Genomic DNA, 25255 nt, shown 5'->3' on the forward strand with positions numbered 1-25255 from the left:
GGGGCCGCCCCCTCGGCGCGCCCCTTCCCCACAAAACGCATATTTTTGTTCAAGTGCACTATTTATAAGTAAGTGACCTGTGGTTTCGCTGTCATTTGACCGTTGACCTGCGGTCAACAAAGCCCGTCTATACTCTTTCTTTGCCCAAAGGGCATTGACAGCGAGTGTGCTTCTAACGTTTAATGCACTTGCACAAATCGCTGCAAATTCTACCTTGGAAAGGGGTACCAATGAGCGATCCGAACGTGGTAGTGGCCCGCAACACCGAGGCGGCGCCGGTAAGCGACCTGTATTCGCAGACCGTGGCGTTCTCCCACTACAACAACCTCTCGGCCCAGCTTCCCATCGACCCGGCGACGGGCGCCATCGTGGCGGGCGGCGCTGCCGAGCAGGCCGAGCAGTGCTTCAAGAACATCCAGGCCATCGTAGAGAGCATCGGCCACGACATGAACGACATCATCCGCGTGTCCATCTTCCTGGCCGACATCATGGATCTGAACGCGGTGGAGAAGGTGCAGGCCTCCTTCTTCCCCACCTACCAGCCCGCCCGCACCGTGGCCGCCGTGGACGCGCTGCCCCAGGGCGCCCGCGTGTTCATCGAGGCGCTCGTGGACAACGGCGAGGGCACCCAGTCGGTACCCCAGGCCGGCGATCTGGTGAAGCTCACGAACAACACCCACGCCGCGCCCTACGATGCCACCTCCACCCAGACCGTGGCCTTCTCGCACTACAACAACATCACCATGCAGCTGCCGCTCGACCCGGGCACCGGCCGTCCGATCCTCGGCGATGTGGCCGCACAGACCGCCCAGTGCCTGCGTAACGTGAAGGCCATCCTCGCCTCGGTGGACGTGCCGATAGACGACATCGTGAAGGTGACCGTCTTCGTGAAGGACCTCGCCGCCATGGACGCTGTGAACGAGGTGTACCAGACCTTCTTCCCCGATTCCGGCATCGCGCGTGCCGTGAACTACCTGCCGGCCCGCACCGTGGTGCCCGTGAAGGACCTGCCCTACCACTGCGACGTGGCCGTTGAGGCCGTGGTGTCCCACGGCGACGGCACGCCGCCCCAGGCCATCGAGGACCGTCACGGCCTCATCATCGAGGCGAACAACACCGATGCCGCGCCGAAGTGCTCCTACAGCACCCAGACCGTGGCCTTCTCTCACTACAACAACATCTCCGGCCAGCTGCCGGTGGACCTTTCCGGCAACCTGGTGGCCGGCGGCGTGGCCGAACAGACCGCCCAGTGCTTGCGGTATGTGAAGGCCATCGTGGAGTCGGTGGACCACGTGGTGGAAGACATCGTGAAGGTGAACGTGTATTTGGCCGACATGGCCGACCTGGACGCCATGAACGAGGCCTACGCCGCCTTCTTCGGCGACCACAAGCCCGCCCGCAAGGTCGTGGGCTGCGGTGCGCTGCCCCACGGCGCCCGCGTCATGATCGACGCCATCGCCGGCAACTGGGAGGGCACCCCGCCCGTGGCCTAAGGCTTCGCACCCCTCTGCGCCTCGCGCTCTTGCATGCACTGGGAAGGGATCCGCAACGCAGCGGATCCCTTCCCGTTTTTCAGCATCTCGTCTCGTTTGTCGTATGGAGTCGCAGCAGTCGGCAACCGCGGCGGCCATCAGCGGGGAAACCGCCGCCGACGGGATCGCCGCCGACTGCGAAGGCGGATCTTACTCCTTCTCGGGAATGTACTCGGCGAGCAGGGCGATGAGGGCATGGGTGTTCAGCGGCTTGGTGGTGAGCGCCGTCATGCCGGCGTCGCGGGCACGGCGCTGCCCCTCCTCGAAGGCATCGGCCGTCTCGGCGATGATGGGCAGGCTCGCCGCATCGGGGCGATCGAGGGCGCGAATCTCGCGGGTGGCCTCGTCGCCGTCCATGCGGGGCATGCGCATGTCCATGAGCACGGCATCGTAGTAGAACGGCGCCACCGAGGCCACCTTGCGCACGGCCGCATCGCCGTCGCGGGCCTCTTCCACGGCAAAGCCGTAGTCCTTCAGGATCTCCATGAGAATCTCGCGGGACAGATCGTCGTCGTCCACCACGAGCACCTTGCAGCCCGTGAAATCGCGGCGGCACTCCTCGGCGGGCGCGGCCTTCTCGTCGGCGGCCTCCTCGGGAGAGGCCAGGCGCAGCGGCAGCGTGATGGTGAACGTGGAGCCGCGGCCCACGGTGCTCTCCACCTGAATCTCGCCGCCCATGAGGTCCACGAGGCTCTTGGTGATGGTCATGCCAAGGCCCGTGCCCTCGGTCTTGTTGGCGTAGCCGAGCCCGTCCCGCTCGAAGGGCATGAAGATGCGGTCGAGGAACTCCGGCGTCATGCCGCAGCCGGTGTCGCTCACCGTGATGACGTAGCTGCCGAAGCCGCGGGGCGCCCCGTCGCGCTCGGCAAAGGTCACCGTGACCAGGCCGCCGGCCGGGGTGAACTTCACGGCGTTGCCCACGGTGTTCACGAGCACCTGGTTCAGGCGCAGAGGATCGGTGACCACGCGCCCGTGGGCGAGCCCGGCGGCGTTCACCGTCAGATCGATGCCGCAGCTCTCGGCCTTGTCGCCGAACATGGTGGCCACATCTTCGGCCACCTCGATCAGGTCGACCGCATCCTCGTTGAACGACAGCTTGCCGCTCTCGATGCGGCTCACATCTAAAATGTCGTTCACGAGGTTCAGCAAGTGATCGCTCGACACCATGATCTTGCGCAGGCAGTCGCGCACCCGATCGGTGTCGTTCAAGTGGTCGAGCGCGATGGAGGCGAAGCCCGAGATGGAGTTCATGGGCGTGCGGAAGTCGTGGGACATGTTGGTGAGGAAGGTGGATTTCGCCTGGCTGGCATGCTCGGCCAGATCGAGCGCGTTCTGCAGCGCCAGCTTCTGCAGCAGCTGCTCGCGCATCTCGGCGGTGACGTTGCGCGCCGCGAGGATCACCTTGGAGCTCGGCTGCGGCAAGCGGATGACGCGCAGTTCCACGTACTGCTCCTCGTCGCCGAACAGGCGCCGGTAGCCCACCGAGAAGTCGGCATCGCCCTCGGCGAGGCGACGCCACAGCACCTCAGGCCCCACCTCGGCACGCACGCGGGGGCGGTCCTCTTCCACCACGTAGGTATCGATGTAGCGCTCCATGGCGGCCGGGTAGTCGCCCTCCTGCTCGCTGACGAGGGCGAACTGGGCCGTGTCGTCATCGCCGCGGCGGTACACCTCAAGCTCGTTGGTGTCCAGATCCACCAGGTACAGCGCGAAGTTCTCGGCGCCCAGGCTGTCGATGACCTCCACGTACTGCTCGCTTCTCAGCTCGGCCTGCTTGGTGCGGGTGAAGTCCTCTACGAAGCCGTAGGCGAAGCGCTCGGAATGTCCCGTGTGGTCCAGGCTGATGCGCAGCCAGCGCCCGTCGGGCAGCTGGCCCTCCTGGTAGAGGCTCGTCTGGTCGTTGAGGAAGTTCTCCATCTGGCGGAGCAGATCGTCGCCGGCGGTGGCGCCGAAGGTGAGCTCGATGAACTCGGCGAGGCTGATGTAGTTGGTGTCCACCCCGCTCTGCTCGCGGGCCGAGTCGGTGAGCAGCAGCTGCCGGTAGCGCATGTCGTAGAAGAACAGGCCCGCGCCGGCCTTGTCGAGCGAGCGCTGGGCCGGCACGATCCAGCTCGTCACATCCTGCAACGAGAAGCCGCACAGGCCCGGGGCCACCGGAAACGCCTCGGCGCGGAAGAACTGCTGCAGCATATCGGAGAGCGACTCGAACTGGACGACGCGGCCCTCGTAGGCCGCCTCGTAGAAGTGATCAAGCCAGGTGGGATCGCCGCCCCAGATGACGTACATGAGCGCGCCGGTGAGCTCTTCCACGGTGTGGTCGGTCACCGCCGCCATGGCCGGGTTGAGGTAGCGGTAGGCCGCATCGTAGGGCCGGCCATCGTCGTCGACGAGCACCTCGACGATGCCGAAAGGCTGCGGGCTGCGGTCGAACGTCATCGCCCAAACCTTCAGCATTTCATCCATGGCATGCTCCCGTCGATAGGCCAGCTGGAATTTTTTCCCATGATGCACGAGAACAGTGTATCACGTATCGACGAATCAGGCCCCCTGAATCGGAATCTTACCTGCGCAGACCTGGTTTTTTCCAGGCGTCTCCCATGGTGCACTTGCACAAAAAAGCCCGCCGCGTATCTGCGGCGGGCTATGCGTTTCGAAAGCTTGCGCTAGACGAGACTTAGGCCTCGGGCTCGGCCTCCTGATCCTGACCCTGCTCGACCTCGCTGGAAGCCGTGGGGATGGCGCCCTTCTTGAAGTGCATGTTGTCGTCGCCATAGGTCATGACGAGCTCGTCGCCCTCGAGCTTGGCCTCCTCGGTGGAACCCTCGAAGGTGAAGGCGACCGTGGTGGCGTCCTTGGCCTCCCAGGTGCCCTGCATCTCGCTGCCGAGCACGTTCAGCACGCAGGAGCCGTCCTCGTTGAACTGCATGTAGATGGACATGCCCAGCTTCGCGGCCTCGTCCAGAATCTCCGGCGTCACTTCCTGGCCCTCCACATTGCCGCTGGAGAGCACCCAGTCGCCCTGGAAGTTGGCCGCATTGTCGGCGGAGTTGCCGCCACCGCCGGCGCAACCCACGAGCGCCACGCACAGGGCCATCGCGCACACTGCTACCGCGAAGATCTTTGCCTTCAGTTTCATTCCCGCTCCTTCTGTCGGTTGGCTGTTACCTTAGCCGCCCTATCTTAATGCTTAGCCGCGCGATCAGCAACAAGCGATTTCGCCCGTTTGTCCGAAAAGAGGGCCGGGGAGCTTCTCCGCTGCATCGCAAAGCCGCTGTGGCCGCCCTCTCTCCCGGCGCGCCGCCGGCAGAGGCGCAGTCGCAAGACCGGGGGGCGCCTACCGGGCGTGGCCGGTGACGGGGCAGCGCAGGGGCGCGACGTCTTCGCGATGAAGGTACTGGCGCACGAAGCCGATGCCGGCCAGGGCGAGCGCCGCGCCGAGGCCCGTGTAGAAGAAGGCCACGAACCAGGCAGGCACAAGGCCGAAGGAGCGCAGGGCGATACCGCCGCCCATCATGACGGCCATGATGATATAGCCCTTCACGTCGAAGAACCGCAGGACGTGCATCTTCTCCTCGCCGTAGCCGTGTATGCGCGCGGCATGCTTGGCCACGAGCTTCGAGAACATGGCGTGGAAGGCGACGAACGTGGCGGGAATGCCGATGGCGAGCAGCCACGGGGCGGCCGCGCCGGTTGCGATGGCCTCGATGCCCATGCGCATGACCTGCGATCCGGCGATGAGCCACACGGCGGCCGCGATGAGCAGCAGGTACTTCGATCGAACTTTGAACATGAGTGCCTCCTCGGGCTGACCTGCGCGGGACAAATGCGAGGGGGCTCCCCCCCCCGGAGCCGGTTCCGCGCGGCCGGGCTGTTTTCTCCGCGCACGATACCACCCCGCACGGCCCCGTTCCACAAAGTGCGCTATGCTGACAGCAAAACTTCAGGAAGCCGTCACGCCGACCGTCGTCCGCGCTGCTCTTGATGGGGCACGGAACGCGACCCCCGACGGCGTCACGGCGATCCTTCGACGGGAGGGACAATCATGGGAGATTTCGCCAACCGGGTATTTTCGGTGGTGCGGCGCATACCCGCCGGGAAGGTGGCCACCTACGGCCAGGTGGGACGTCTCATCGGTGCGCCGCGTGGAGCGCGCTACGTGGGCTATGCCCTGCACGCCAACCCCGAGCCCGGCACCGATCCGGGCTGCATTCCCTGCCACCGCGTGGTGTTCAAGGACGGCCGCATGGCCACGGGCTTCGCCTTCGGCGGACCCGACGAGCAACGCCGCATGCTCGCTGCCGAGGGCGTGGCCTTCGACGAGGAGGGTCGCGTGCTCATGGACACCTTCCAATGGGATGGTCGCCCGGAACATGCCTCCGGCGACAGCGACGAGCCGCTTGGACCGCCGCCTGACTTCGACTGGGATGCCGAACTGGCGGAGTAGCCGTCATGCGTACCGAGTCGGCAACGGGTCTTCCACGATTGGCAACCTTCACGCGCCGCCGAACAACGAGGCTGCATCGCGAGAGATACCATGGACAAGGAAGCGCCGCAGCGAACTCTTCCGTTCCTTCCGCAGAGCTTGTCCTCCGACGCTTCAGCATATCCCTACGAGCAAAGGAGGCGCCCCATGCAAGATAAGGAACTGCTTGAGAAGATCATCGCAAAGCAGAGCATCGTCATTCCGGCCATAAAGAAGACTGGCGAAACTGAGAACATTCCTGAGAAGTTGCGTCATGCCATGGACGCGGCCGAGGAATGGGCCCTCGTCATTGAAAAGAAGGAAGGCCGCGACAAGGAGGCTCGTCGCTGGCCGGTGAAGCAGTTCGCAACCGAGGCCCACGAGCACATCGCGCTGTTCGATCACGAGACGCGCCAGCAGATCCAGGAATATTGCGAGCTGGTGAGCCGCCTGCCCTACGACGATGATGCGCCGCTCGGCGTGTAGCGCCTTTCTTCCCCTTTCAGTACCACATGCAAAGCGGCCGCCTTACGGTGGCCGCTTTTTTGCATGCAGAACTCCTTCGGGCAGGCCGGCAGAAGGGTGCCCGGCCAATGCTGCAACTGCCGAAGCCGCGCACGCCTACGTGAGCAGCAGCGTCGCTGCCACGAAGGCCGCCGTCACGAGCACGAAGCCGGCCGCGAGCGCCCAGGCGGCAGGGCGCCCCCAGTTGAGGGTCCAGCCGATGCCGAAGCGCTCGGGCAGAAAGAGGCTCGCGTCATCGGGATTCATGTAGAAGATGCCGAGCTTCCAGAAGCGATCGTCGTCGTGGGCCATGGCGTCGCTCTCGTCCATGCGCGCGATGAGGCGGCTGCCGTTCTGGCCGTACACAACGTTCACCGCCAACGCCGCCACGAGGATGATCGCGACGATGGCGACAAGCGGCACGAGCGTCTGCGCCAAAGTGAGCACGCCGACGAACGTGAGCTGCATGAGCGGGCCGATCAGGCTCGCGAGCAGACCCATTCCCAAGATGAGGATGCTCTGAGCGTGGGCGAACATGCCGTAGGCCCAGGCGCTGGCCGCCGGACGCGCCGGGTCGCTTCCCTTCTTCGAGCGCACGATGGACCACTGGCCCAGGCAGAAGCAGGCAGCCATGAACATCGTGAAGATGACGGGAAACGCCACGACACCCGGGGACTTGTCGGCCCAGCGAGTCACCGCGCCGTCGAGGTTCACCTGCATGGGGATGCGCTCGGGCATAGCGCCGTAGCCGGCAACACCGATGGCAAGGGTGAGCAGGATAATGGGCACGTACAGCAAACACCACCGCAGCGAGAGGGGCTTTGGGAACGAGTCGTCCCCCACGAAGGCCGAGCGCTGCTCGCCGGTCGCCTTCCACCCGCGCTCGCGCTTGTAGGCGGCCACCTTCGCGCGGGAGCGCAGCATGAGGGCGTAGCCCACCACCATGAGCACGAGGAACGCCGGGCAGAGCACGGCGAGGAAAACCTGGGTCGGGGCGAAGGCCAGCGAGAGCGCGGAGGCCAGGGTGAGCGCCGCCGTGAGCCCGAGCACCTTCACAGCGAAAGCGCGCTTGAGGCGCCGCAAATAGGGGTCGGCCTGGGCGGCATCGGGCACGGTGACGGCGAAGCACTCGCGCTTGGGCATGAGGTAGGGCGTGAAGGCGAACAGGGCGCCGGTCAGGGGAAGAGCGGCCACGATCACCCCCAGCAAGAGCATCATAGTCGGTTCGATAGAGGTCATGGGGCGTCTCCTTCTATGCGCGAGCAGATGCGGGGATGGCGGCCGCAGCGCGGCGGCCCGACGACAGGCGATCGCCGGCATCGGCAGCTGCGTTCGCTGCACCCTCCTCGGCCGGCGCGCCCATCACGCCGTAGGCGCGGGCGGCCTGGGCGGCGGCCGCCTCCAGGAAGGCGCCGCGCGCGCCTCCGCGGGCACGGTAGGCCAGGGCCAGCTTGAACAGCTCGTCTTCCATCTTCACCTGGGCGCGCTTGTCGGCATCGGCGCGGTCGGCGTCGGCCGGGTCGGCGATGACGGCGCCCGCACGGCCCCGCATGCGCACGTAGCCCTCGTCGCGCAGGACGGCGTAGGCCTTGTTCACCGTGTGCAGGTTGATGCCCAAGTCGCTCGCCAGCGAGCGCACCGACGGCAGTGCTTGGCCGGGCTCCAGCTCGCCGGTGGCGATGCCGGCCACAATCTGGTTGCGAATTTGCAGGTACAGGGGCTCCTCTAAGGCCCCGTCCACGGCGAGCATCATGGCGCTCCCCTTTCTCTTGACTTTCTGTTCTATTCGGATTATAACAGAAATTGTTATAGCTTCAATAGAACAAAATTGTCCTAGGAGGTATCCCATGAAACGAGTGCTCATCTTCCTCGCCATCACCTTCAGCATCACCTACGCCTACGAGTTCCTCGTGGTATACCCCCTGGCAGCGGGCACGGCGCCCTACGTAAGCGAATTCGTCTCGCCGACGCTGGCCTACATGGGGGCCGTGGCGCTCGTCATGCTCTTCCCCGCCCTGGGAGTGGTGCTCACGCGCGTGGTGACGCGCGAGGGATTCAAGAACTGCGTGCTGAAGCCGGCGCCACCCCGGCAATCGCTGCCCTGGTTCGCCGTGGCGTGGTTCGGGCCGATTCTTCTGGTGTTGGCCGGGGGAGCCGTGTACTACCTGCTGTTTCCCGGAGACTTCGACGCCGCCCTCACCTCCTTCGTGGAAGCGCAGCGGGCCGCCGCCGTGGCGAACGGCACCGACTCGGCGGCCCTTGCGGCCTTCGACGAGGCCGCGGCCGCGCCCCTCGCGATGGTCGTCAGCCTCCTCGGGGCCTGCGCCATCGCGCCGGCGCTCAACATCTTCACCACCTTCGGCGAGGAATGGGGCTGGCGCGGCTACCTCATGCCGAAGCTGGCATCCAGGTTTTCCATCGTGCCCACGCTGGTAATCACGGGCGTTATCTGGGGCCTGTGGCACGCACCCATCGTGGCGCTCGGGCACAACTACGGAACCGGCTACCCCACCGAGCCCTGGGGCGGCATCCTGGCGATGTGCGCCTGGTGCGTGGTTTTGGCCGTGTTCCTCGGCTACGTGACCATCCGCACCCGTTCCACTTTCGCGGCGGCCATCGGCCACGGCGCGCTGAACGGATCGGTGAACCTCGTCACCATCTGCTCGATCTCAGGCGGCAATCCCTTCGTGGGACCTTTGTGCACGGGCATCGTGGGCGGCCTTCCGCTGCTGGCCGTGGCGGTCCTCATGCTGTGGGACCTGCGCCGCCGCGAGAAAGCCGGCACCCTGCACGTCCCCGAAGCCGGCCTCCCCGACGGCGTGCGGAAATCCGATATAATCGAGAAGCTCCCTCCCCTGGAATAGGACGACCGATGATTCCTCGCATTAAACAGCTCGAGACCTTGCCGAACCTCATGCTTCGCGTGCGATTCGATGACAACCGCGTTGTCCTTTACGACGTGGGCGAAGATGCGGATGCTATTCCCTCTTACCGGCCCCTCGCAACGCTGACAGGCCTCTTCGCCCAAGCTCAATTGGATCAAAGTCGCACCTGCGTATTCTGGAACGATGAGATCGACCTTCCCAGTGATGCCATTTACGAATACGGGCGGGAACTGGCTCCAGCCGACAGATAGAGCTCACTTGTCCCATCGCGAGCGGGCCGTCGAAGTAAGGCCCTCAACGGCCCGCTCGCACGCCCCGACATAGACGTCCGTCACTCATCGTCGCCCTCATCCCAATCGATGAGGGCGAAATCGTCGATATCCCGGCGCGTATGGATGACGCGCCAAACAGTGAGCGCATTGTCGTCGTAGGTACAGAACACGCGATAGCTCCCAACGAGCCATGTGCGAAAGCTGCGTCGGCCAAGCGATTCATCGATAAAGGGCCTTCCGAGCGTCGGCATGTCGCAAAGTTCCTTCACGGCGGCTCGTATGCTCTCGTACGTTTGTCGCGCAGAGGCTGGGTTTCGGCACACCTCGCCCACGTAAATGACGATCGACTCCAAATCGAATGCAGCGCGGGGCCGGTAAACGGGCTCGCGCATCATGCCCCCCAAACTTCGAAAATACGTTCCATAGCCTCGTCGAGCGACGTTTGGGACACCGTCTCCTTGCGGTACTTCGCCTCGATCTCCGCCTCGCGAAGCTTGTGGACGTAGCGCTCATGCTGCCGCTGCTCCTCGTAGGCCGCGCAGTCTATAACCACAAGGCTCGCCTTCCCGTTCTTCGTCATGAAAATGGGCTGTTGGGTTTCCCGGGCCTGAGCGCAGACATCATTGAGCTCGGTGCGCAAATCGCTGATGGGGCGAATGAGGGGCACTGCCGCGGTCATAGAATCACCTCTATAAATAGGTAATAAATTTATCTATAATTTTATCATAGATAGCATAAGACTTCAAGGGATAACGCGAAAAGGCGCTCAGCGGAGAAGCATCGGCCAGCTTAGAAGGTCGCCACGCCGTCGAGCAGCGGCTCGATGTAGGCGAGCGGGGCGACGCGGACGCGCCCGCACCACGGAGCGCCTTCGGGTGCGAGCAGGCCCGGCTTGGGAACGATCATGGTGACGGTAACGTCGGCGCGCACCGTGTCGGCGGCGGCTGCGCCCGTCTGGGCCGAAAGGCCGCTCGGCACGTCGGCGGCCACCACGACCGTACCGCCGTTGCGGGCGTCGTTCACAGTGCGAATCCACCCGTCGAAGGGGGCCTTTACCGCATCGTGGGAGAAGCCCGTGCCGAGAATGGCGTCGATGGCGAGGGGCGCCGCCTCTAAAAGACTGGCGATTTCCCCGGCGTCGGGCGCGACGAGCACCGCGCTGCGATCGCCGAGCGCCGAGCAGGTCCGCAACGCCGCCGAACGGGCCGGCTCGGCCGTCAGATCCTCGGGAGCACGGGCCGTCACCACGCGCACGGGAATGTCCCACCGATCCAGGTACTCGGCGGCCACCCAGCCGTCTCCCCCGTTGTTGCCGTTGCCGCAGAAGATGACGATGGGGCCTTCCCCTTCCAGCATCTTGCGCGCCTCGAAGGCCAGAAAGCGGCCCGCGCGGCGCATGAGCGTATCGAGCGGCGTGCCGGCAGCGGCGATAGCCTGCTCCAGCGCCACCACCGCAGGCACATCGAGCACCGGCGGCTCAAAGGGCGTGACCGCCTCGGCCACGGGCCGGTAGGCCTCCACGAGCCGCGGCAGCGACCACACGGCGTTGGCGGGGCTCGTGGACGGCAGCTTCTCCGCGCCTATTCCCGTGTCGGGCTCGCACAGCTTCCCGTAGAGCCGCGCCGAGGTGGCACCCGTGCAGAACACGCGCCGCACAGGCACCGTGCCCAGAATACGCGCAAGATCGTTGGGACGCGCGTTGGCGATGGAGGCGTCGGAGGCGCCCTCGATGTCGCAGGAGGCCAGCACGTCCCACAGCGCTATATGGTGGCGCAGCAGCAAATCGGTGCGCTCGGCGTTGTCCTCGGGCACCGGCTCGTCAAACAGTGCCGCCAGCACCGGCCAGAAGCGGTTGCGCGAATGCCCGTAGAAGAACGCCGCCTCCCGCGAGGCCGGCGAGGGCATGGTTCCCAGCACGAGCACCTCCGAGCGCCCATCGAACACCGGCTCGATGCCGTGCTCGATATGCTCCACCTGCGCCATGGGGCCCTCCCTTCACTTGCACCTTGCGCGCCGGCAAAGGCGTTTTCCCGGAAAACTATAATACGGAATCCCCAAAAATCGAATGCGATAAGCGCGCAAGAAGGCAACTTGTCGAACATCCTTCATGCAGAATGCTCGATAGCCGTACCAGAGCCGCCAGCTTGCACGCACTCGACAATCCTTTCCTCAAGCGCCCGCCAAAAAACGAAGTCTTGACTTAGAGTTTACTCGAAGTTTTACCGTTGGAACCAAGATTCCGTCGGAAAGGAACCCTCATGACCAAAGTAGTCCAAACCGCCGGCCGCGATGCGCTCGGCACCGAGAACCCGGAGGCGCACGGCGGTCTGTTCGGCCTGGGCGCCCCCAACGACGCCTACGCGCAGTACTTCACGGGACGCTCGTACCTCAATCCGCTGACCGACCCCGCGCAGACCCAGTTCATCGCCAACGTCACCTTCGAGCCCGGCTGCCGCAACAACTGGCACATCCATCACGCCGCCGAGGGCGGCGGCCAGATCCTGCTCGTCACCGATGGGCGCGGCTGGTACCAGGAGTGGGACCAGGATGCCCGGGCGCTGCTGCCGGGGGACGTGGTGTACATCCCCGCGAACGTGAAGCACTGGCACGGGGCGGCGGCCGACAGCTGGATGAGCCACGTGGCCTTCGAGGCCCCGGGCACCGAGTGCGCCAACGAGTGGTGCGAGCCCGTCACCGACGAAGAGTACGCCGCACTGTAAGGCGACGGCGAGCGAAAGCCCCCGAGCTGACACTCGACTCGGGGGCTTAATTGGCTTCTAACATTTTCTAACATTTTCTAACATAGTGCCAGTCCGGATAGCCCAATTATTCTCTCTTGCAAATAGTCTAGCGGTTCGCTAGAATTTTCTTGCGCCGAGAAGTTCCCCCTTCGCCGTCGTGCAGCGGGCTGGGGGCGTGTTCCGTGCACCGGGCAGGTCGAGAGTGGCGCACGGCCTGTCGCCTGCGAGAAAGGTGCATGATGGGCGTTATCAAAGCCGTGTGCACAAGCGATGTCAAGGGAATCCAGAAAACCGAGCAGGCCGCTATCGAGCTTCGGCCCGATTGGGGCATCGAGGGCGATGCCCACGCCGCGCCGTGGCACCGCCAGGTGAGCCTTCTGTCCTACGAGCAGATCGAGGCCTTCAAGAATCGTGGCGCCGAAGTGGGCAACGGTGCATTCGGCGAGAACATCATCGTGGAGGGCTTCGATCTGAAGAACCTTCCCATCGGCACACGCTTCGCCTGCAACGACGTGGTGCTGGAGCTGACCCAGATCGGCAAGCAGTGCCACGCCCACTGCGCCATCTACCACCAGATGGGCGACTGCATCATGCCCCGCGAGGGCGTGTTCTGCAAAGTCATCGAAGGCGGCACCATCGCCCCCGGCGATGCCATCGAGATCGCAGGATAGCTCGCGACGGACAACCGAAGGCCCCTGGAATTTCTGCGTACGCACGAATTTCGACTCTTTTATGAGAAATTTCGTCGTACGCAGAAATTTTGTTTTATTCTGCGATAATTGCGCCGTACGCAGAAATTAAAGGAGAGCCATGAGCCCCGTTTACACCTCGAAAGACCTTGGAGCAACCATCCGCGCCGAGCGGAAACGCCAAAAACTCACCCAAACCGAACTGGCAAACTTGTGTGCTGTCAGTCTCTCCTTCATTTCCAACCTAGAAAACGGCAAGGCAACGGCGGAGCTTGAGAAGGCCTTGAAGGTGCTGAGCACCCTCGGCCTCGATATCGCGATCACGAAGCGAGGCGAATAGAGCTACTTCACCTTCTCGGCGCGCTGTGCCTCGAGCCAGTCCACCAGCTCGGGGATGCCTTCGTGGGTGCGGGCGCTCGTGACGAAGATGTCGAGTGCGGGGTTCAAAAGGCGCGCCTGCTCCTTGAGGCGGTCCATGTCGAAGTCCTCGTTCAAGGGCAGGTAGTCGCACTTGGTGACGATGAGCGCGTCCACGGCGGCGAACATGGGCGGGTACTTCATCACCTTGTCCCATCCCTCGGGAACCGAGAGCAGCATGACCCGGGTGTGTGCCCCGGTGTCGAAGTCGGCCGGGCACACGAGGTTGCCGATGTTCTCCAGGAACAGGTAGCCGAAGCGGTCGCCCCCGAAGGCCTCGAAGGCCATCTCCACCATGCCCATCTCCACGTGGCACACGCCGCGGGTGTTGAGCTCCACCGACTCCACGCCGGCCTCCTTGATCTTGAGCGCGTCCACGTCGCTCTCGAGGTCCGCCTCGATGACGCCGAGCGCCTCCACGCCGCGGCTGCGCAGCTCCTTGATGATGGCGAGCAGGATGGTGGTCTTGCCGGCGCCCGGGCTCGCCATCACGTCCACGAAGAACGTGCCCTCCTCGGCGCGCGCGGTGCGGAACGCGTCGGCCGCCTCGTCGTTGGCCGCCAGGATGTTCTTCTTCACTTCGATAACGCGCTTGTTGTCCACGAGGATCTCCTTCGCTCAAGGCCGGCGCCGCCGCTGCGGCGCAACTGCTTTTTCTCTCGTAGCCATAGTAACCGCGCGACCCCCTTCCGCGCAATTCACAATGGGAATCGGCTATGCAGATTGCCAGAATCGTCCATGCAGATTTTGCAACCGGCCTCTTAGAAGATGACGAAGATGCCCGCTTGTCCCCGCGCGATGCTAATCTTGGGAGGCAGCCGCCGTAACCAAGTCGATGAGATCCTCCTTGGAGTGAATATCGAGCTTCTGGTAGATGTGCTTGATATGCGTTGCCACCGTGTTCTTCGAGATGAACAGTTTCTCGCGAATATAGGGACGGCTGCGGCCCTGGGCCAGGAGAAACGCTATCTCAGTCTCACGATCGGACAGGCTGAAGCGCTCCTGCAAGCGCAGGCAGCCTTCCATAAGCGCGCGCTCCACCGCGTTTGTTCCAGAAAGCTGCTCGCCATCCTCGATCGGCTTTCCGGAAGGAGCCACGATGCCGGCAAACGAGACAAGGCAGACGAGCAGCAGCCCCACGGTAGTGAGTGATACGCCCGCGGCAACGCACGCCTCGCCCCCGATATTCCCCACAAGCACGCCCAGCTGCACCGCGCCGTTAAGCAGTCCCACACCCAAAACCGCCGGCACCTTCCCCTGCTTGGCGAGTGTCAGCGCGAAGAGGTAGACGAGCACCTGGATAAGCGAATCAAGCGTCGCGCTGATGGCGCTGGCAGCAAATCCCGGCCAGAGACCCGGCATCTCCCGCAGCACAAGTGTCGCCACGGTAAAGGGCACGGCCCATCGAAACAGCCCCGAGAAGCTCACCTTCTTCGAGAAGAAGACGATGGCCACCCCCAGAGCAACGCTGGCCAAGCTGGAGAGAAGCATGGCGACATCGAAATCAATGAGCGCGTGAAGACCATCACGCGTTTCCGCAAGCGAGGAAAGCCAGCCTACCGACATATAGAGCACTCCCAGTACGAGCATCACGCGAAGGAGATAGAACCTCCATACTCGCTCGATCGGACTCCGACCACCACTACCCTCGTCGATGTGGGGCTCACCGCAAAACGGTTCCTCCTTGCACGCGACATCCTCAAACCGCACCCTCGTCTCACCGCCACGCACGCACAAAAGGAGCAGAACGCCCGATGCCAAGGGAAGAAACATCGTTGCCATCAGCCCCGCCGGCCCCTGCAAGTGGGGAAAGACCACCCCACACGGCACGATAATCACAGAGGAAAGGGGGATGGCCACTTCCAGCTCTTCGATATCAAGCGCCATGAGCGCCTGAGCCCACAGTAGGCTGAGCAGAGCATAACCTATACCCGTAAGCAGTCCGCCCGCTCCCGAAAGCATTGGAACCCCTACGCCCAGATACGAAAGCATCGTGCCAACCGCCATCAAAAGCGGTGCTCCCAGACGCAAGGGCAACCACAGCGATGAGGCTCGGGGGATGCGGCTGAGAACCGCACCGCCAATGAGGAACACGATCACCACCGCCGCAGCCGAAGCGAGCCATGACGCGTCGGCATTAATGGACTGCCCCTGACGCTCGGAGAACAGCGCCGAGGTGGAGTACGAGCAGTACAGCCATGCCCAAACGAGCCCAATGCCCATGTAGCGCAGCTTGAAGGCAGATTCAATATACCCAAATGATGCCAAAGCTCTTCCCTGAGCTATCGCCCTCTTCACCGGCTCCCCCCTTACGAAAACATACAGAACATCACGCAGCCCGAGGTATTGCCATGCAAGTTCTCCTAGGGGAAAGTATACCGTTCCCCATGTCTAACCCTTCGAAAAAAGCCCTGGTAACTGCATCACCTCAGAAGGGTGATTTCCCCAATCCCCGCTGCAGGGCGATAGATGACGAGCCCGCATTCTCCTACGGTTCCCTTGTGCCGCGCGCTTCAATCCACTCGCGCAGGACGAAGCACCAGGAGAGCGGTACGCGCAAGAATCACTGACAGGAGGGATCTATGAGCAACGAATCCATGAGCATGAATCGCCGCGACTTCATCGGCCTCGGGGCTGCCGGAGCCGCCGTTGTCGGCGCCCTGGGCCTTGCGGGCTGCGCGCCAAGCACTCCCACCGAGAAGAGCCTCGGCGAAACAGGTGCTGCAACCGATGCCCCGGCCGCATCCGATTGGCTCGGCACTGAGCCGGAAGTCGCCGAGGCCGATATCACAGAGACCCTGGACACCGACTTCCTCATTATCGGCGCCGGCACGGCAGGCCTCGCGGCGGCAGGTGCCGCCGGCGATCTGGGACTCGACTTCATTATCTGCGACAAGGCGAACCAGGTACCCGAGACGCGCGAATATCTGGGCGGGGTTGACACCGCTTATGCCAAGGCGAACAACGTGGAGATCGACAAGCCCAAACTCCTCAACGAGCTGACACGCTACGCCTCGGGCAAGTGCAACCAGAAGCTCATCAAACGCTGGATCGATGACTCAGCCGAGTATGTCGATTGGGTGACCGAAGTGATGAAGGACGCAGGCAAGGAAGTCATGCTCGATATGCCGCCTGCCCATGCCACTGGCGGCACCGACTACTACGTGCCCTACGTGCAGCATCTGTGGGAACCCTCCTACGTGCCGCCAACCCGCAACGATGTCATCGCCGAACGTCTTTCCGCCCAGGGCCACGACATCCTCTTCGAGCACACCATGGTGAAGCTTGTCCACACTGACGGTAAAGTGACCGGTGCCATCTTCGAGACCAAGGACGGATACAAGCAGATCAACGCCAAGAACACACTGCTGGCCACCGGCGGCTACGCTGCCAACCCTGTGATGATGCGCGCCCTCCAGCCTGCCGCCGTGGGTTGCTGCACCGCCTCCAGCTTCAACCCCACCTGCACCGGAGACGGCATTCGCGCCGGCCTGTGGGCCGGAGCCTCCAAGGACATCGATGCCGCGCCGATGATCTTCGACCGAGGCGCCGTGGCCCCGGGCGTCGATGCCGGCTACGAGGGAACTGACGAGGCGGCGGTTTTCCGCGGCAACATCTTCCAGGAGAATATCGGCAGCCAGCCCTTCATGAAGGTAAACCGCCGCGGCCAGCGCTTCGCCAACGAGTCTTCCCCCTATGATTTCATTTGCTTCGCCGCTAATTACCAACCCGGCGGCGTATGGTGCCAAGTGTACGACAGCAACATGATGGACGACATGGTGCGCTTCGAGACCGTGGGCTGCTCCCGCGTGGTGCCCTATATCGAAATGGGCATGACCTTCGACGAGTACACCGCCGCCTCTCAGGAGTCCGGCATTCTCATGAAAGCCGACACGCTTGATGAGCTGGCCGACTTGCTCGGTTTCACTGGCCAGGACAAGGATAACTTCCTCGCCGAGGTGGAGCGCTACAACGGCTTCTTCGACAACCAGGTAGACGAGGACTTCGGCAAAGAGGCCTATCGTCTGTCGGCCATTCGCCAGGCGCCCTTCTACGGCTGCTGGTTTGGCGGCTCGCTGCTTACCACCATTGACGGCCTGCGCATCAACGAGAACTGCCAGGTGCTCGATCCCGAGCTGAACGTCATCGAGGGGCTCTATGCCGCCGGCGACGTCTCTGGCAGCTTCTTCTCGGGCAACTACCCCGAGTACATCGTGGGCGTGGCCTGCGGTCGCAGTTCGGTGGAAGGCCGCCACGTGGCCAAGCTGCTGGCCGGAGCCGCTTAAGGCGGACTGCCCGCCTCACCGCAGAGAGCGCACTCTCGAAAACGAGTCCACCGTAATCCGTTTCCGAGCCCTCCCTACCGAAATCCAGCCAATGCGTGCTGGATTTCGGCTTTTTTTGCTTAGAAAGCACGGTTTTGTTACCGCAGGGGCGGCTATTCCCCTTCCCTGTCATACACCACCTGGGAAAATGCTGGCGTTGTAATACGCTCGGGCCCTCTTTGCGCCGTTTTCCGTCACAAAACCGTGTTTTTCAAGCCAGAATATCCATTTCAAGCGTGCTATAGTGAGCGCGTTGGCTTCAAACGCAGCGAAAACGACAAAAGGAGCCCTCATGGTTACCACCGAAGTAGCCTTCGCCCGCTCCACGTGGCGGAAATCCCGGGAGTTCAACGACGGCGTGCGCGACCTGGCGCGCCGTATGCCCATGGAGCTCGTACGCCTCTACGTCACCGAGGGCGCCCGCACGCCGCGAGTGCCCCTCACCTGCTACGATCGCATCGACGAGCTGCGCGCCCTGCGCCGCGAAGCCCTACTCGGGGAAATGCCCGCGGTGGAGGCCCAAGCGCAGATCTGGCTCGACGAGCACCCCGCCGAAGCCGCCCGCATGGCCGCCAAGCACCGCCGCAGCACCGCCACCCCCGACATGCTCCTGGGCACCGCCGTTATGAACGGCGAGAGCCCGGCCGCCGGCTTCTCGCCCGAGACCTACCTCATCGCGCCGAGCCTGCGGGTCTACGAGCTGTTCATGTGGTACGACGAGAGTGAGCGCTGGCTCCATAATTAACGGAAGGCCTGGCCCCAGAATTAACGGAAGGTGCCCGGCCGCACGTGCATGCAGTCGGGCACCTTCGCCCTGGTTTTCGATCCGAGTCTCAGCGGCCTCGGGCCGACCGGACTCCTTAGGCCTCGGGCCGCCCAGAGTCTTTAGGCCTCGTGGCGCTTCTCATAGAAGGCGGCCAGCTCGGGCACCATCTTCTCGAGGGTCGGCTGGTCCTCGTAGGCCATATGCCCGTTCTCGTGCACCTTGTACTCGATACGGCTCGTGATGGACTCGGGCAGGAACATCTTCGAGATAGAGTGCTTCACGTTCCAGAACGGCGTGGCCGCATCATGGATGCCGCCGAAGAACAGCACGCGGCAGAACGGGTTGCGGCGCAGGGCCGTGCCCATGTCGTAGGCGGTGTTGGGGCACTGCGGCGCGCCCATGGTGCCGGGGGCCTGGTGCGTCCAGTTCCAGCCCGCGTTCACCTTGAAGGAGAGCAGGATGTTGATGGGCGATCCCTTAAAGCCGGTTTCCTGGACGAGCTTCATCCAGGCGGACTCGTCAGGCGTCATGATAGCGTCGCCGGAGGGATCCTCGCCGGCGAAGAACTCGTTGTCGCCCTGCACGTCCATATAGGCCGGCTCGGTGAAGCGCGTGTCGTAGCGACCGCAGAACAGGCCCTCGTCGGCCATGATGTTCTTGCGGAAGGTGTCCAGCTCGATGCGCAGATGCCGCTTCTCGATGAACTCGGCGGGAAGGCCGATGAGCTCGCTCATCTCGACGGCCAGATCGTGCTCCTCGGCCGGGGTGATGGAGTCGCTCGCGATAAGGGCGCGGCCGTACTTCTCGTCCACGAACTTCCAAGCCTTGTTAAACCACTCGAACTGGTCCACGCCCGCGCCGGCCTTGCCGAAGTAGTTGGCGGTGGCGGCGTAGACGGGCACCATGCCCATGTAGTACAGGTCGTTGCCCGACAGGGTGGGCGCGTAGTCAAGAATGGTGGACTGCTCGATCACGCCCGTGAGCGCGATGCCGCGCTCGCCGAGCAGGCGCATGAGCACCGAGTTGCGCATGGTGCCGTAGGACTCGCCGTACAGGTACAGCGGCGTGTTCCAGCGCTCGTGGGTGGTGAGCCACTGGGCGATGCCGCGCATGAAGGCGTCCGCGTCGCCGTCCACGCCCCAGACCTTCTTGGCGTCGTAGCCCTCGGCCACCTTCGAGTAACCGGTGCCCATGGCGTCCAGGTACACCAGGTCGGTGGAGGGCAGCAGCGAATAGGGGTTATCCTCGGGAGCGGTCGGGCAGGGCAGCTGCTTGATGGAGGTGATGGGCACGCGGCGCGGGCCGAGGCCGCCGATGTTCACCATGGCCGACGAGCCGCCGGGGCCGCCGTTCCAGCAGAAGGTAACGGGGCGATCGGCCTTGTCCTGCTCGTCGCTGACATAGGACAGGGCGAACATGTGCCCGATGAGCTCGCCGTCGTCGGTGTGCAGCGGAAGCATTTCGGCGGTGGCGGTGTACTTGATGGTCTGCTTGCCGTTCGTCCAGGTCATGTCCTTGCTGGCCGGCTCGGGAACCGGCTGCTCGGGTTTGGGGCTCTTCCCGTCGTTCATGGTGACGGTGAAGGAGGGGCTGGTCTCTGCCATGGTTGGCTCCTTAGTCTTGAGACGCGCGCCGCGCGGCGGAAGAGGCGGCGCGCTTTCCATACCACGCTTAGCCTACGCCTCCCGCGCATCGGCGACGATGCGCGAGGCCCCCTTGTCATGGAATACGGGGGAAGACGTGGCCGCGCCGTGAACTGACCTGCGCTTTCTCCACGATTCGGGCGCCAGCAGGCGTGCGGCGCGGATTGCGGGTCCAAAGCGCAGCGGAGGCGCAAACCCTGGCGAGGCCCGCGGGCTGTGAGCCCGTCCGCGGGCTTGCGCCGCGGCCGCTTCCCCGTTTCGTTCCCGTTAATAGTGACCATTACCCTTTACTTTACTACAGTAGAGCACTATAGTATCGGCAGCATTATCACCGTGTCGATAGTGCCGCCTTGGCCGGGAGCAGCGCGCCGCGCGTCCGCCCAAGGCGCCCGCAGCGCATACCGAGGAGAAGGAGCCGCCCATGAGCGCACCCTACGACAACGACAATCCCGCCGCCACGCCGCCGGCCCTGCGACGGCAATTCGGCCTGCGCGAGGCCATCACCATCACGGTGGGCACCGTCATCGGCGTGGGCCTGTTCACCACGGGCGGCAACATCGTGGGCCTCATGGGCCCGGCGGTCATCATCGCCACACTGGTGGCCATGCTCGTGTCCATCTACCCGGCGCTGCTGTACGCCGAGATGGGCGCGGCGCTCCCCTACGCCGGGGGCACCTACCAGTACGCGGGCCTGGGGCTCGGGCGGCCCTTAGGCATGCTCGCCGGCTGGAACTTCATCATCTCGCTTGTGGCGGTGACCGGCGGCGAGTCGCTCGCCTTCGCCTACTACTTCAAGACCATCTTCTTAGCCTTAGGCGTGGAGCTGCCCGTACCCGACGTGGTGCTCGCCTGCGCGGCGCTTCTGCTGTTCATCGTGACCAACGTGCGCGGCGTGCAGATCACCGGGCGTCTGCAGAACGGGTTCATGTTCTTCTTCTGGGGCGTGGCCGTCATCTGGTTCCTCACGATGATCCCCAACGTGAGCCTGCCCACCTTCGTGACGACGCCCGACTTCTTAGGCTCCATGGACGCCTTCGGGTTCATCGCCGCCGTGGCCATGATCTGGTGGTGCTTCGCCGGCTTCGAGACCTGCTGCGGCATGGGCGAGGAGATCCGCTACCCCTCCATCAACATCCCGCGCGCCTTGAAGCTCGCGCCCTTCATCATCTTCGCCGTGAACGGGGCCTTCCAGTGGTTCCTCGTGGGCATCACGCCGGTAGACGCCATCCCCGGCCTGGCCGAGGCGGCTGCCCCCTACGCCGAGGCCATGATGTCGGCGGGCATCCTGGGGCTGCCGCTTCTGCTGCTGGCCCTGGGCGTTGCCTTCGGCGGCGACTTCTCCACCTTGAACGCGTCTATCGCCGTCCCGCCGCGCTACCTGTTCACCATGGCCCGCGACGGCGCCATGCCCCGCGTGTTCGCGAAGGTGCACCCGCGCTTCCGCACGCCCTATGTGGCCATCATCGCGCTCGGGGCGCTGTCCATCCTGCTCGTGGCCACCTCCACCCTGGACTTCATCGCGTCGCTGTCGCTGTTCGCCGATCTGTTCTACTACATCATCGGCATCGCCGCGGCCTTAGGGCTGCGCCGGCGCATGCCCGATCTTACGCGCCCCTTCCGCGTGCCGGGCGTGGCCGTGGGCGTGCCGGCGTCCATCGTCATCTACGCCATCATGATGAGCCAGCTGGGCACCAAGCCTTTGGTGGTGGGCGCCATCTGGTGCGTGATCGGCCTGGTGGTGTTCTTCATCTGCCAGAGCCGCTACGGCAAGCCCGAGCCGGTATCGGTGGCCGAGGCGCTGCCCGGCGCGGCCGATGTGCCCGACGCGCAGGAGGCCGCACGCATGGACCGCGAGTACCGCGTGTGGAAGATCGTGGTAGCCGCCTGCTGCGTCGTGGTGGCCCTGCTGTATGCGGTGCCGATGCTGATAGGGTAGGAACCGGCGAGGAGACGCACGCTTTCAGGCAGCCGCAAATCCGTCCGCAGGCGCTCGCCCTTCGGGGCGGGCGCTTTTCATTGCCGTGGCTGCCCCTACTCCCCGAACTGCATGCGGTAGTAGCGGGCGTACACCCCGCCGCGGGCGAGCAGCTCCTCATGAGTGCCCTGCTCCACCACATGGCCGTCTTCCACGACGGCGATGAGCTGGGCGCTGCGAATGGTGGAGAGCCGGTGCGCGATGGTCATCGTAGTGCGACCGCGCGAGAGCTCCTCGAGGGATGCCTGGATGGCGTGCTCGCTCTCGTTGTCGAGCGCGCTGGTAGCCTCGTCCAAAATGAGAATGCGCGGGTCGCGCAGGAACACGCGGGCGATGGAGATACGCTGCTTCTGGCCGCCGGAAAGCCGCGTGCCGCGCTCGCCGACCGGCGTGTCGTAGCCCTCGGGCAGCGAGCAGATGAACTCGTGGATATTGGCCTTGCGGGCCGCCTCCTCGATCTCGGCCTGGGTGGCACCGGGGCGTCCGTAGGCGATGTTCTCCCCCACCGTGCCCCCGAACAGGTACACGTCCTGCTGCACGATGCCGATGGCCTCGCGCAGGCTCGCCAGGGTCACATCGCGCACATCCACGCCGTCGATGGCAACCGCGCCGCCCTGCACATCGTAGAAGCGCGGCAGCAGCGAGCACGTGGTGGTCTTGCCGCCGCCCGAGGGGCCGACGAGCGCCACAGATGTGCCGGCGGGCACCGAGAGGGTCAAGCCGTCGAGCACGGGATGCTCTCCGTCGTAGGAGAAGGTCACATCGCGGTACTCCACCGCCCCGCGCACGTTGCCTCCGCAAGCACCCTCCAACGTCGGCGCGCCGGGCTTGGACGCCACATCGGGCCGCTCGGCGAGCACCTCGATAAAGCGGCGGAAGCCCGCATAGCCCTTCTGCAAAGTCTCGGTGAAGTTGATGAGCTGCTCTACGGGAGCCATGAAGATGCCCACGTACAGGGCGTAGATGGCAAGATCGGTGACGGCGAGCGTTCCCTGAGCCACGAAATAGCCGCCGCCGACCACGACGATGGTGTACAGAATGCCCGTGAACAGCGAGTTCAATCCGTGGAAGGCTCCCATGAACTTGTAGGAGCGGTTCTTGGTGTCTAGAAACGCCTCGTTGGCCGCGCGGAACTTCTCGCGCTCGGCATCCTCGCCACCGAAGGACTTCACCACGCGGATGCCGCCGAGAGAATCCTGCACAGCCGCGTTGATGCCGGCCATGCGCTCGCGGTTCTCGCGGAATATCTTGCGCCGCCAGTAGTTCAGCGCGAAGGACAGCGCCGCCATAACCAGGGTCACGACGAGCATGATAGCCGCAAGCGGGCCGTTGATCATGAACAGCAGTACGAAGGATCCCGCGATCTTCAGCGTGCAGATGAACAGGTTCTCGGGACCGTGGTGCGCCAACTCGGAGATGTCGAACAGGTCGGTGGTGATCTTCGACATCATGACGCCGGTGTTGTGGCGGTCGTAATAACCGAATGACAAGCGCTGGTACTGCTCGAACAGATCGCGACGCATGTCCGCCTCCATGCGCGCGCCCATGACGTGGCCCCAGTAGGTAATGAACCACTGGCAACCGGTGCGGGCGAGGTACAGCGCCACGAAGAGCACCGCGATGAGCCCCAGGCTCGCGAGAATCACCGAGGGCGCTTCAAGGAAGAACTCACGCGTGAAGAAGTTCAGCAGCTGGGGAAAGGCCAGATCGACACCGGCCAGCACGCAGGCAGCCAGAAGATCGGCGAAGAAGAGCGCCTTGTAGGGCTTGTAGTAGCCCACGAAACGCCGTAGCACCTCGGCGGCGGCCACCTCGGCATGAGACTCGCTTGCCGCCGCATCAAAGGGGGCAACGCGTCCCTTGCCGGCAACGGAATCGCAGCGGCGCGACGGGGACTGCCCGGCGCTGTGACGAGCGGTGCCGCTCTGGGGCGCCCCATCACCGTGATATGTATTATTCTCGCTCATGGCTATATCATACGCTTTCAAACGCTCATGAGCGGGGAACGTTTCGGCAACCTGGCGCCTTCATTTCCAAAGCGGACCCGGTTCCGAGCAACCGCGAAAAGGCACGTGCCTTTGAGCAACCGCGAAACCGTCCTCAAGCGCTCGTCCCTCGGGGCGGGCGCTTTTCTCTGCCTGGGCCCCGTCTATCCCAGTGCCACGTCCAAGACCATCATGAGGACGAAGCCGAAGGCCACGCCGATGGTGCCGATGTTGGTATGGTGGCCCTGCTGGGTCTGGGGAATGAGCTCCTCGGTGACCACGTACATCATGGCGCCGGCGGCGAAGGCCAGCACGTAGGGCAGAAGCGGGGTCACGAGTCCCGTGATGGCCAGCATGAGCACCGCGCCGGCCGGCTCTACCGCGCCGCAGAGCGTGCCGGCGATAAAGGCACGGGGCCGTGAGAGGCCATTGGTGGTCAGCGGCAGCGACACGATGGCCCCTTCCGGCACGTTCTGGATGGCGATGCCGATGGACAGCGCCACCACCGCCGAGAGCGTAATGGTCGGATCCCCCGCCAGAAAGCCCGCGAGCACCACGCCCACGGCCATGCCCTCGGGCAGGTTGTGGATGGCCAGCGCCGCCATCATCATCGCCGGCTTCTTCAGCGTGGACGCGGGGCCCTCCGGCTCGTCTGAGCCCACATGCAGATGGGGCGTGAAGTGGTCGATGGCCAGAAGCAGGAACATGCCGCCGAGAAAGCCCACGGCCACGGGCAGCCACGCGGGCACCGGGCCGCCCTCAGACGCCTCGAGCGCGGGCGTGATGAGGCTCCACACGCTGGCGGCGATCATCACGCCGGCCGCGAAGCCCAGAAGCGCCTTCGTGAACCGCTCGGGCATGCCGTGGCGCATGAGGAACACGAGCGCCGCGCCCAGGGTGTTCCCCAGAAACGGCACCACAAGCGCCACGAGCACGCCGATCAAAACGGGGTTTTCCACCGCGTACCTTCCTTTCGAAACGAGAGAGCGCCTCAGGCGAGCCGCCGCCCCGCCGGAAAGCGAAGTGGGGCACCCGACCGGGCGCCCCACTAGCATAGCA

At 64.2% G+C, this 25255-nt stretch carries 24 protein-coding genes; 11 read left to right on the top strand and 13 right to left on the bottom strand.

The features are described 5' to 3' along the window. Positions 1–230 precede the first annotated feature (230 nt). The gene (locus Q5064_RS05530) at positions 231–1493 is read left to right on the top strand and encodes a RidA family protein (RefSeq protein WP_302962910.1); all 1263 of its coding nucleotides are present in this window, start codon (positions 231–233) and stop codon (positions 1491–1493) included. 189 nt (positions 1494–1682) lie between these two features. Here the strand turns inward: Q5064_RS05530 and Q5064_RS05535 are convergent, their stop codons facing one another. The 3 genes from Q5064_RS05535 to Q5064_RS05545 form a co-directional block, all read right to left on the bottom strand. Further along, complete coding sequence (locus Q5064_RS05535) at positions 1683–3968, bottom strand: ATP-binding protein (RefSeq protein ID WP_302962911.1); 2286 nt, start codon at positions 3966–3968, stop codon at positions 1683–1685. A gap of 238 nt (positions 3969–4206) precedes the next feature. Continuing rightward, the gene (locus tag Q5064_RS05540; RefSeq protein ID WP_302962912.1) at positions 4207–4668 is read right to left on the bottom strand and encodes a hypothetical protein; all 462 of its coding nucleotides are present in this window, start codon (positions 4666–4668) and stop codon (positions 4207–4209) included. Positions 4669–4866: 198 nt separating this feature from the next. Then, positions 4867–5322, bottom strand: coding sequence for a hypothetical protein (locus Q5064_RS05545; RefSeq protein WP_302962913.1), 456 nt, complete (start codon positions 5320–5322; stop codon positions 4867–4869). Between the two features lie 252 nt (positions 5323–5574). Between Q5064_RS05545 and Q5064_RS05550 the strand changes: the two genes are divergently transcribed. Both Q5064_RS05550 and Q5064_RS05555 read left to right on the top strand, forming a co-directional pair. Continuing rightward, entirely contained in the window at positions 5575–5976 is a 402-nt protein-coding gene (locus Q5064_RS05550; protein ID WP_302962914.1) for an MGMT family protein, read from the top strand. A 186-nt stretch (positions 5977–6162) separates the two neighbouring features. Beyond that, positions 6163–6480 (top strand): hypothetical protein, encoded by a 318-nt coding sequence (locus Q5064_RS05555; protein ID WP_302962915.1) that lies wholly within the window; start codon positions 6163–6165, stop codon positions 6478–6480. 135 nt (positions 6481–6615) lie between these two features. On the opposite strand, the gene Q5064_RS05560 is transcribed toward Q5064_RS05555, so the two are convergent. After that, positions 6616–7737 (bottom strand): DUF1648 domain-containing protein, encoded by a 1122-nt coding sequence (locus Q5064_RS05560; protein ID WP_302962916.1) that lies wholly within the window; start codon positions 7735–7737, stop codon positions 6616–6618. A gap of 13 nt (positions 7738–7750) precedes the next feature. Further along, complete coding sequence (locus Q5064_RS05565) at positions 7751–8251, bottom strand: GntR family transcriptional regulator (RefSeq protein ID WP_302962917.1); 501 nt, start codon at positions 8249–8251, stop codon at positions 7751–7753. 94 nt (positions 8252–8345) lie between these two features. On the opposite strand from Q5064_RS05565, the gene Q5064_RS05570 reads away from it, so the two are divergent. Both Q5064_RS05570 and Q5064_RS05575 read left to right on the top strand, forming a co-directional pair. After that, positions 8346–9362: a CPBP family intramembrane glutamic endopeptidase gene (locus Q5064_RS05570; RefSeq protein WP_302962918.1), complete on the top strand. Its 1017-nt coding sequence runs from the start codon at positions 8346–8348 to the stop codon at positions 9360–9362. A gap of 8 nt (positions 9363–9370) precedes the next feature. Further along, a complete protein-coding gene (locus tag Q5064_RS05575) occupies positions 9371–9634 on the top strand; it encodes a DUF2442 domain-containing protein (protein WP_302962919.1) in 264 nt (87 codons plus the stop codon). A gap of 80 nt (positions 9635–9714) precedes the next feature. On the opposite strand, the gene Q5064_RS05580 is transcribed toward Q5064_RS05575, so the two are convergent. From Q5064_RS05580 to Q5064_RS05590, 3 genes are all read right to left on the bottom strand, one after another. After that, positions 9715–10050, bottom strand: coding sequence for a type II toxin-antitoxin system RelE/ParE family toxin (locus Q5064_RS05580; RefSeq protein WP_368389097.1), 336 nt, complete (start codon positions 10048–10050; stop codon positions 9715–9717). Next, the gene (locus Q5064_RS05585; protein WP_302962920.1) at positions 10047–10334 is read right to left on the bottom strand and encodes a type II toxin-antitoxin system prevent-host-death family antitoxin; all 288 of its coding nucleotides are present in this window, start codon (positions 10332–10334) and stop codon (positions 10047–10049) included. The genes Q5064_RS05580 and Q5064_RS05585 overlap by 4 nt, the downstream gene beginning before the upstream one ends. 110 nt (positions 10335–10444) lie before the next feature. Then, the gene (locus Q5064_RS05590) at positions 10445–11638 is read right to left on the bottom strand and encodes a DNA-deoxyinosine glycosylase (protein WP_302962921.1); all 1194 of its coding nucleotides are present in this window, start codon (positions 11636–11638) and stop codon (positions 10445–10447) included. Positions 11639–11913: 275 nt separating this feature from the next. Here Q5064_RS05590 and Q5064_RS05595 point away from each other — a divergent pair, with 275 nt between their 5' ends. The 3 genes from Q5064_RS05595 (at position 11914) to Q5064_RS05605 (ending at position 13425) form a co-directional block, all read left to right on the top strand. Then, complete coding sequence (locus tag Q5064_RS05595; RefSeq protein ID WP_302962922.1) at positions 11914–12375, top strand: cupin domain-containing protein; 462 nt, start codon at positions 11914–11916, stop codon at positions 12373–12375. Positions 12376–12635: 260 nt separating this feature from the next. Beyond that, positions 12636–13067: an MOSC domain-containing protein gene (locus tag Q5064_RS05600; protein ID WP_302962923.1), complete on the top strand. Its 432-nt coding sequence runs from the start codon at positions 12636–12638 to the stop codon at positions 13065–13067. Positions 13068–13206: 139 nt separating this feature from the next. Further along, positions 13207–13425 carry a helix-turn-helix transcriptional regulator gene (locus Q5064_RS05605; RefSeq protein ID WP_302962924.1) on the top strand — a complete coding sequence of 73 codons (219 nt, stop codon included), beginning with the start codon at positions 13207–13209 and terminating at the stop codon, positions 13423–13425. A 2-nt stretch (positions 13426–13427) separates the two neighbouring features. On the opposite strand, the gene hypB is transcribed toward Q5064_RS05605, so the two are convergent. Continuing rightward, positions 13428–14105 carry a hydrogenase nickel incorporation protein HypB gene (gene hypB / locus Q5064_RS05610; protein WP_302962926.1) on the bottom strand — a complete coding sequence of 226 codons (678 nt, stop codon included), beginning with the start codon at positions 14103–14105 and terminating at the stop codon, positions 13428–13430. A gap of 198 nt (positions 14106–14303) precedes the next feature. After that, the gene (locus tag Q5064_RS05615) at positions 14304–15770 is read right to left on the bottom strand and encodes a response regulator transcription factor (protein WP_302962928.1); all 1467 of its coding nucleotides are present in this window, start codon (positions 15768–15770) and stop codon (positions 14304–14306) included. A gap of 314 nt (positions 15771–16084) precedes the next feature. Between Q5064_RS05615 and Q5064_RS05620 the strand changes: the two genes are divergently transcribed. Next, on the top strand, positions 16085–17788 hold the full coding sequence (locus Q5064_RS05620; RefSeq protein ID WP_302962929.1) for an FAD-binding protein: 1704 nt from the start codon (positions 16085–16087) through the stop codon (positions 17786–17788). 331 nt (positions 17789–18119) lie between these two features. Continuing rightward, a complete protein-coding gene (locus tag Q5064_RS05625) occupies positions 18120–18572 on the top strand; it encodes a hypothetical protein (protein ID WP_302962930.1) in 453 nt (150 codons plus the stop codon). Positions 18573–18712: 140 nt separating this feature from the next. Here Q5064_RS05625 and Q5064_RS05630 read toward each other — a convergent pair whose 3' ends face one another. Continuing rightward, positions 18713–20197, bottom strand: coding sequence for a S10 family peptidase (locus Q5064_RS05630; protein WP_302962931.1), 1485 nt, complete (start codon positions 20195–20197; stop codon positions 18713–18715). A gap of 460 nt (positions 20198–20657) precedes the next feature. Between Q5064_RS05630 and Q5064_RS05635 the strand changes: the two genes are divergently transcribed. Then, positions 20658–22172 carry an APC family permease gene (locus Q5064_RS05635; protein ID WP_302962932.1) on the top strand — a complete coding sequence of 505 codons (1515 nt, stop codon included), beginning with the start codon at positions 20658–20660 and terminating at the stop codon, positions 22170–22172. A 95-nt stretch (positions 22173–22267) separates the two neighbouring features. Here the strand turns inward: Q5064_RS05635 and Q5064_RS05640 are convergent, their stop codons facing one another. Further along, positions 22268–24178, bottom strand: a complete 1911-nt coding sequence (locus Q5064_RS05640) for an ABC transporter ATP-binding protein (RefSeq protein ID WP_302962933.1) — start codon at positions 24176–24178, stop codon at positions 22268–22270. Between the two features lie 182 nt (positions 24179–24360). Further along, the gene (locus tag Q5064_RS05645; RefSeq protein WP_302962934.1) at positions 24361–25155 is read right to left on the bottom strand and encodes a ZIP family metal transporter; all 795 of its coding nucleotides are present in this window, start codon (positions 25153–25155) and stop codon (positions 24361–24363) included. Positions 25156–25255: the final 100 nt, after the last annotated feature.

Source organism: uncultured Adlercreutzia sp. (assembly GCF_958431955.1).
Taxonomy (GTDB): Bacteria; Actinomycetota; Coriobacteriia; order Coriobacteriales; family Eggerthellaceae; genus Adlercreutzia.

What these genes read in the sequence shown, in the direction of transcription:
- Q5064_RS05565 (WP_302962917.1), bottom strand. Translation starts at nt 8,251, where the DNA reads ATGATGCTCGCCGTGGACGGGGCCTTAGAGGAGCCCCTGTACCTGCAA.
- Q5064_RS05530 (WP_302962910.1), top strand. Translation starts at nt 231, where the DNA reads ATGAGCGATCCGAACGTGGTAGTGGCCCGCAACACCGAGGCGGCGCCG.
- Q5064_RS05640 (WP_302962933.1), bottom strand. Translation starts at nt 24,178, where the DNA reads ATGAGCGAGAATAATACATATCACGGTGATGGGGCGCCCCAGAGCGGC.
- Q5064_RS05560 (WP_302962916.1), bottom strand. Translation starts at nt 7,737, where the DNA reads ATGACCTCTATCGAACCGACTATGATGCTCTTGCTGGGGGTGATCGTG.
- Q5064_RS05535 (WP_302962911.1), bottom strand. Translation starts at nt 3,968, where the DNA reads ATGACGTTCGACCGCAGCCCGCAGCCTTTCGGCATCGTCGAGGTGCTC.
- Q5064_RS05575 (WP_302962919.1), top strand. Translation starts at nt 9,371, where the DNA reads ATGATTCCTCGCATTAAACAGCTCGAGACCTTGCCGAACCTCATGCTT.
- Q5064_RS05540 (WP_302962912.1), bottom strand. Translation starts at nt 4,668, where the DNA reads ATGAAACTGAAGGCAAAGATCTTCGCGGTAGCAGTGTGCGCGATGGCC.
- Q5064_RS05555 (WP_302962915.1), top strand. Translation starts at nt 6,163, where the DNA reads ATGCAAGATAAGGAACTGCTTGAGAAGATCATCGCAAAGCAGAGCATC.
- Q5064_RS05600 (WP_302962923.1), top strand. Translation starts at nt 12,636, where the DNA reads ATGGGCGTTATCAAAGCCGTGTGCACAAGCGATGTCAAGGGAATCCAG.
- Q5064_RS05605 (WP_302962924.1), top strand. Translation starts at nt 13,207, where the DNA reads ATGAGCCCCGTTTACACCTCGAAAGACCTTGGAGCAACCATCCGCGCC.
- Q5064_RS05580 (WP_368389097.1), bottom strand. Translation starts at nt 10,050, where the DNA reads ATGATGCGCGAGCCCGTTTACCGGCCCCGCGCTGCATTCGATTTGGAG.
- Q5064_RS05625 (WP_302962930.1), top strand. Translation starts at nt 18,120, where the DNA reads ATGGTTACCACCGAAGTAGCCTTCGCCCGCTCCACGTGGCGGAAATCC.
- Q5064_RS05630 (WP_302962931.1), bottom strand. Translation starts at nt 20,197, where the DNA reads ATGGCAGAGACCAGCCCCTCCTTCACCGTCACCATGAACGACGGGAAG.
- Q5064_RS05595 (WP_302962922.1), top strand. Translation starts at nt 11,914, where the DNA reads ATGACCAAAGTAGTCCAAACCGCCGGCCGCGATGCGCTCGGCACCGAG.
- Q5064_RS05590 (WP_302962921.1), bottom strand. Translation starts at nt 11,638, where the DNA reads ATGGCGCAGGTGGAGCATATCGAGCACGGCATCGAGCCGGTGTTCGAT.
- Q5064_RS05570 (WP_302962918.1), top strand. Translation starts at nt 8,346, where the DNA reads ATGAAACGAGTGCTCATCTTCCTCGCCATCACCTTCAGCATCACCTAC.
- Q5064_RS05550 (WP_302962914.1), top strand. Translation starts at nt 5,575, where the DNA reads ATGGGAGATTTCGCCAACCGGGTATTTTCGGTGGTGCGGCGCATACCC.
- Q5064_RS05620 (WP_302962929.1), top strand. Translation starts at nt 16,085, where the DNA reads ATGAGCAACGAATCCATGAGCATGAATCGCCGCGACTTCATCGGCCTC.
- Q5064_RS05545 (WP_302962913.1), bottom strand. Translation starts at nt 5,322, where the DNA reads ATGTTCAAAGTTCGATCGAAGTACCTGCTGCTCATCGCGGCCGCCGTG.
- Q5064_RS05585 (WP_302962920.1), bottom strand. Translation starts at nt 10,334, where the DNA reads ATGACCGCGGCAGTGCCCCTCATTCGCCCCATCAGCGATTTGCGCACC.
- Q5064_RS05635 (WP_302962932.1), top strand. Translation starts at nt 20,658, where the DNA reads ATGAGCGCACCCTACGACAACGACAATCCCGCCGCCACGCCGCCGGCC.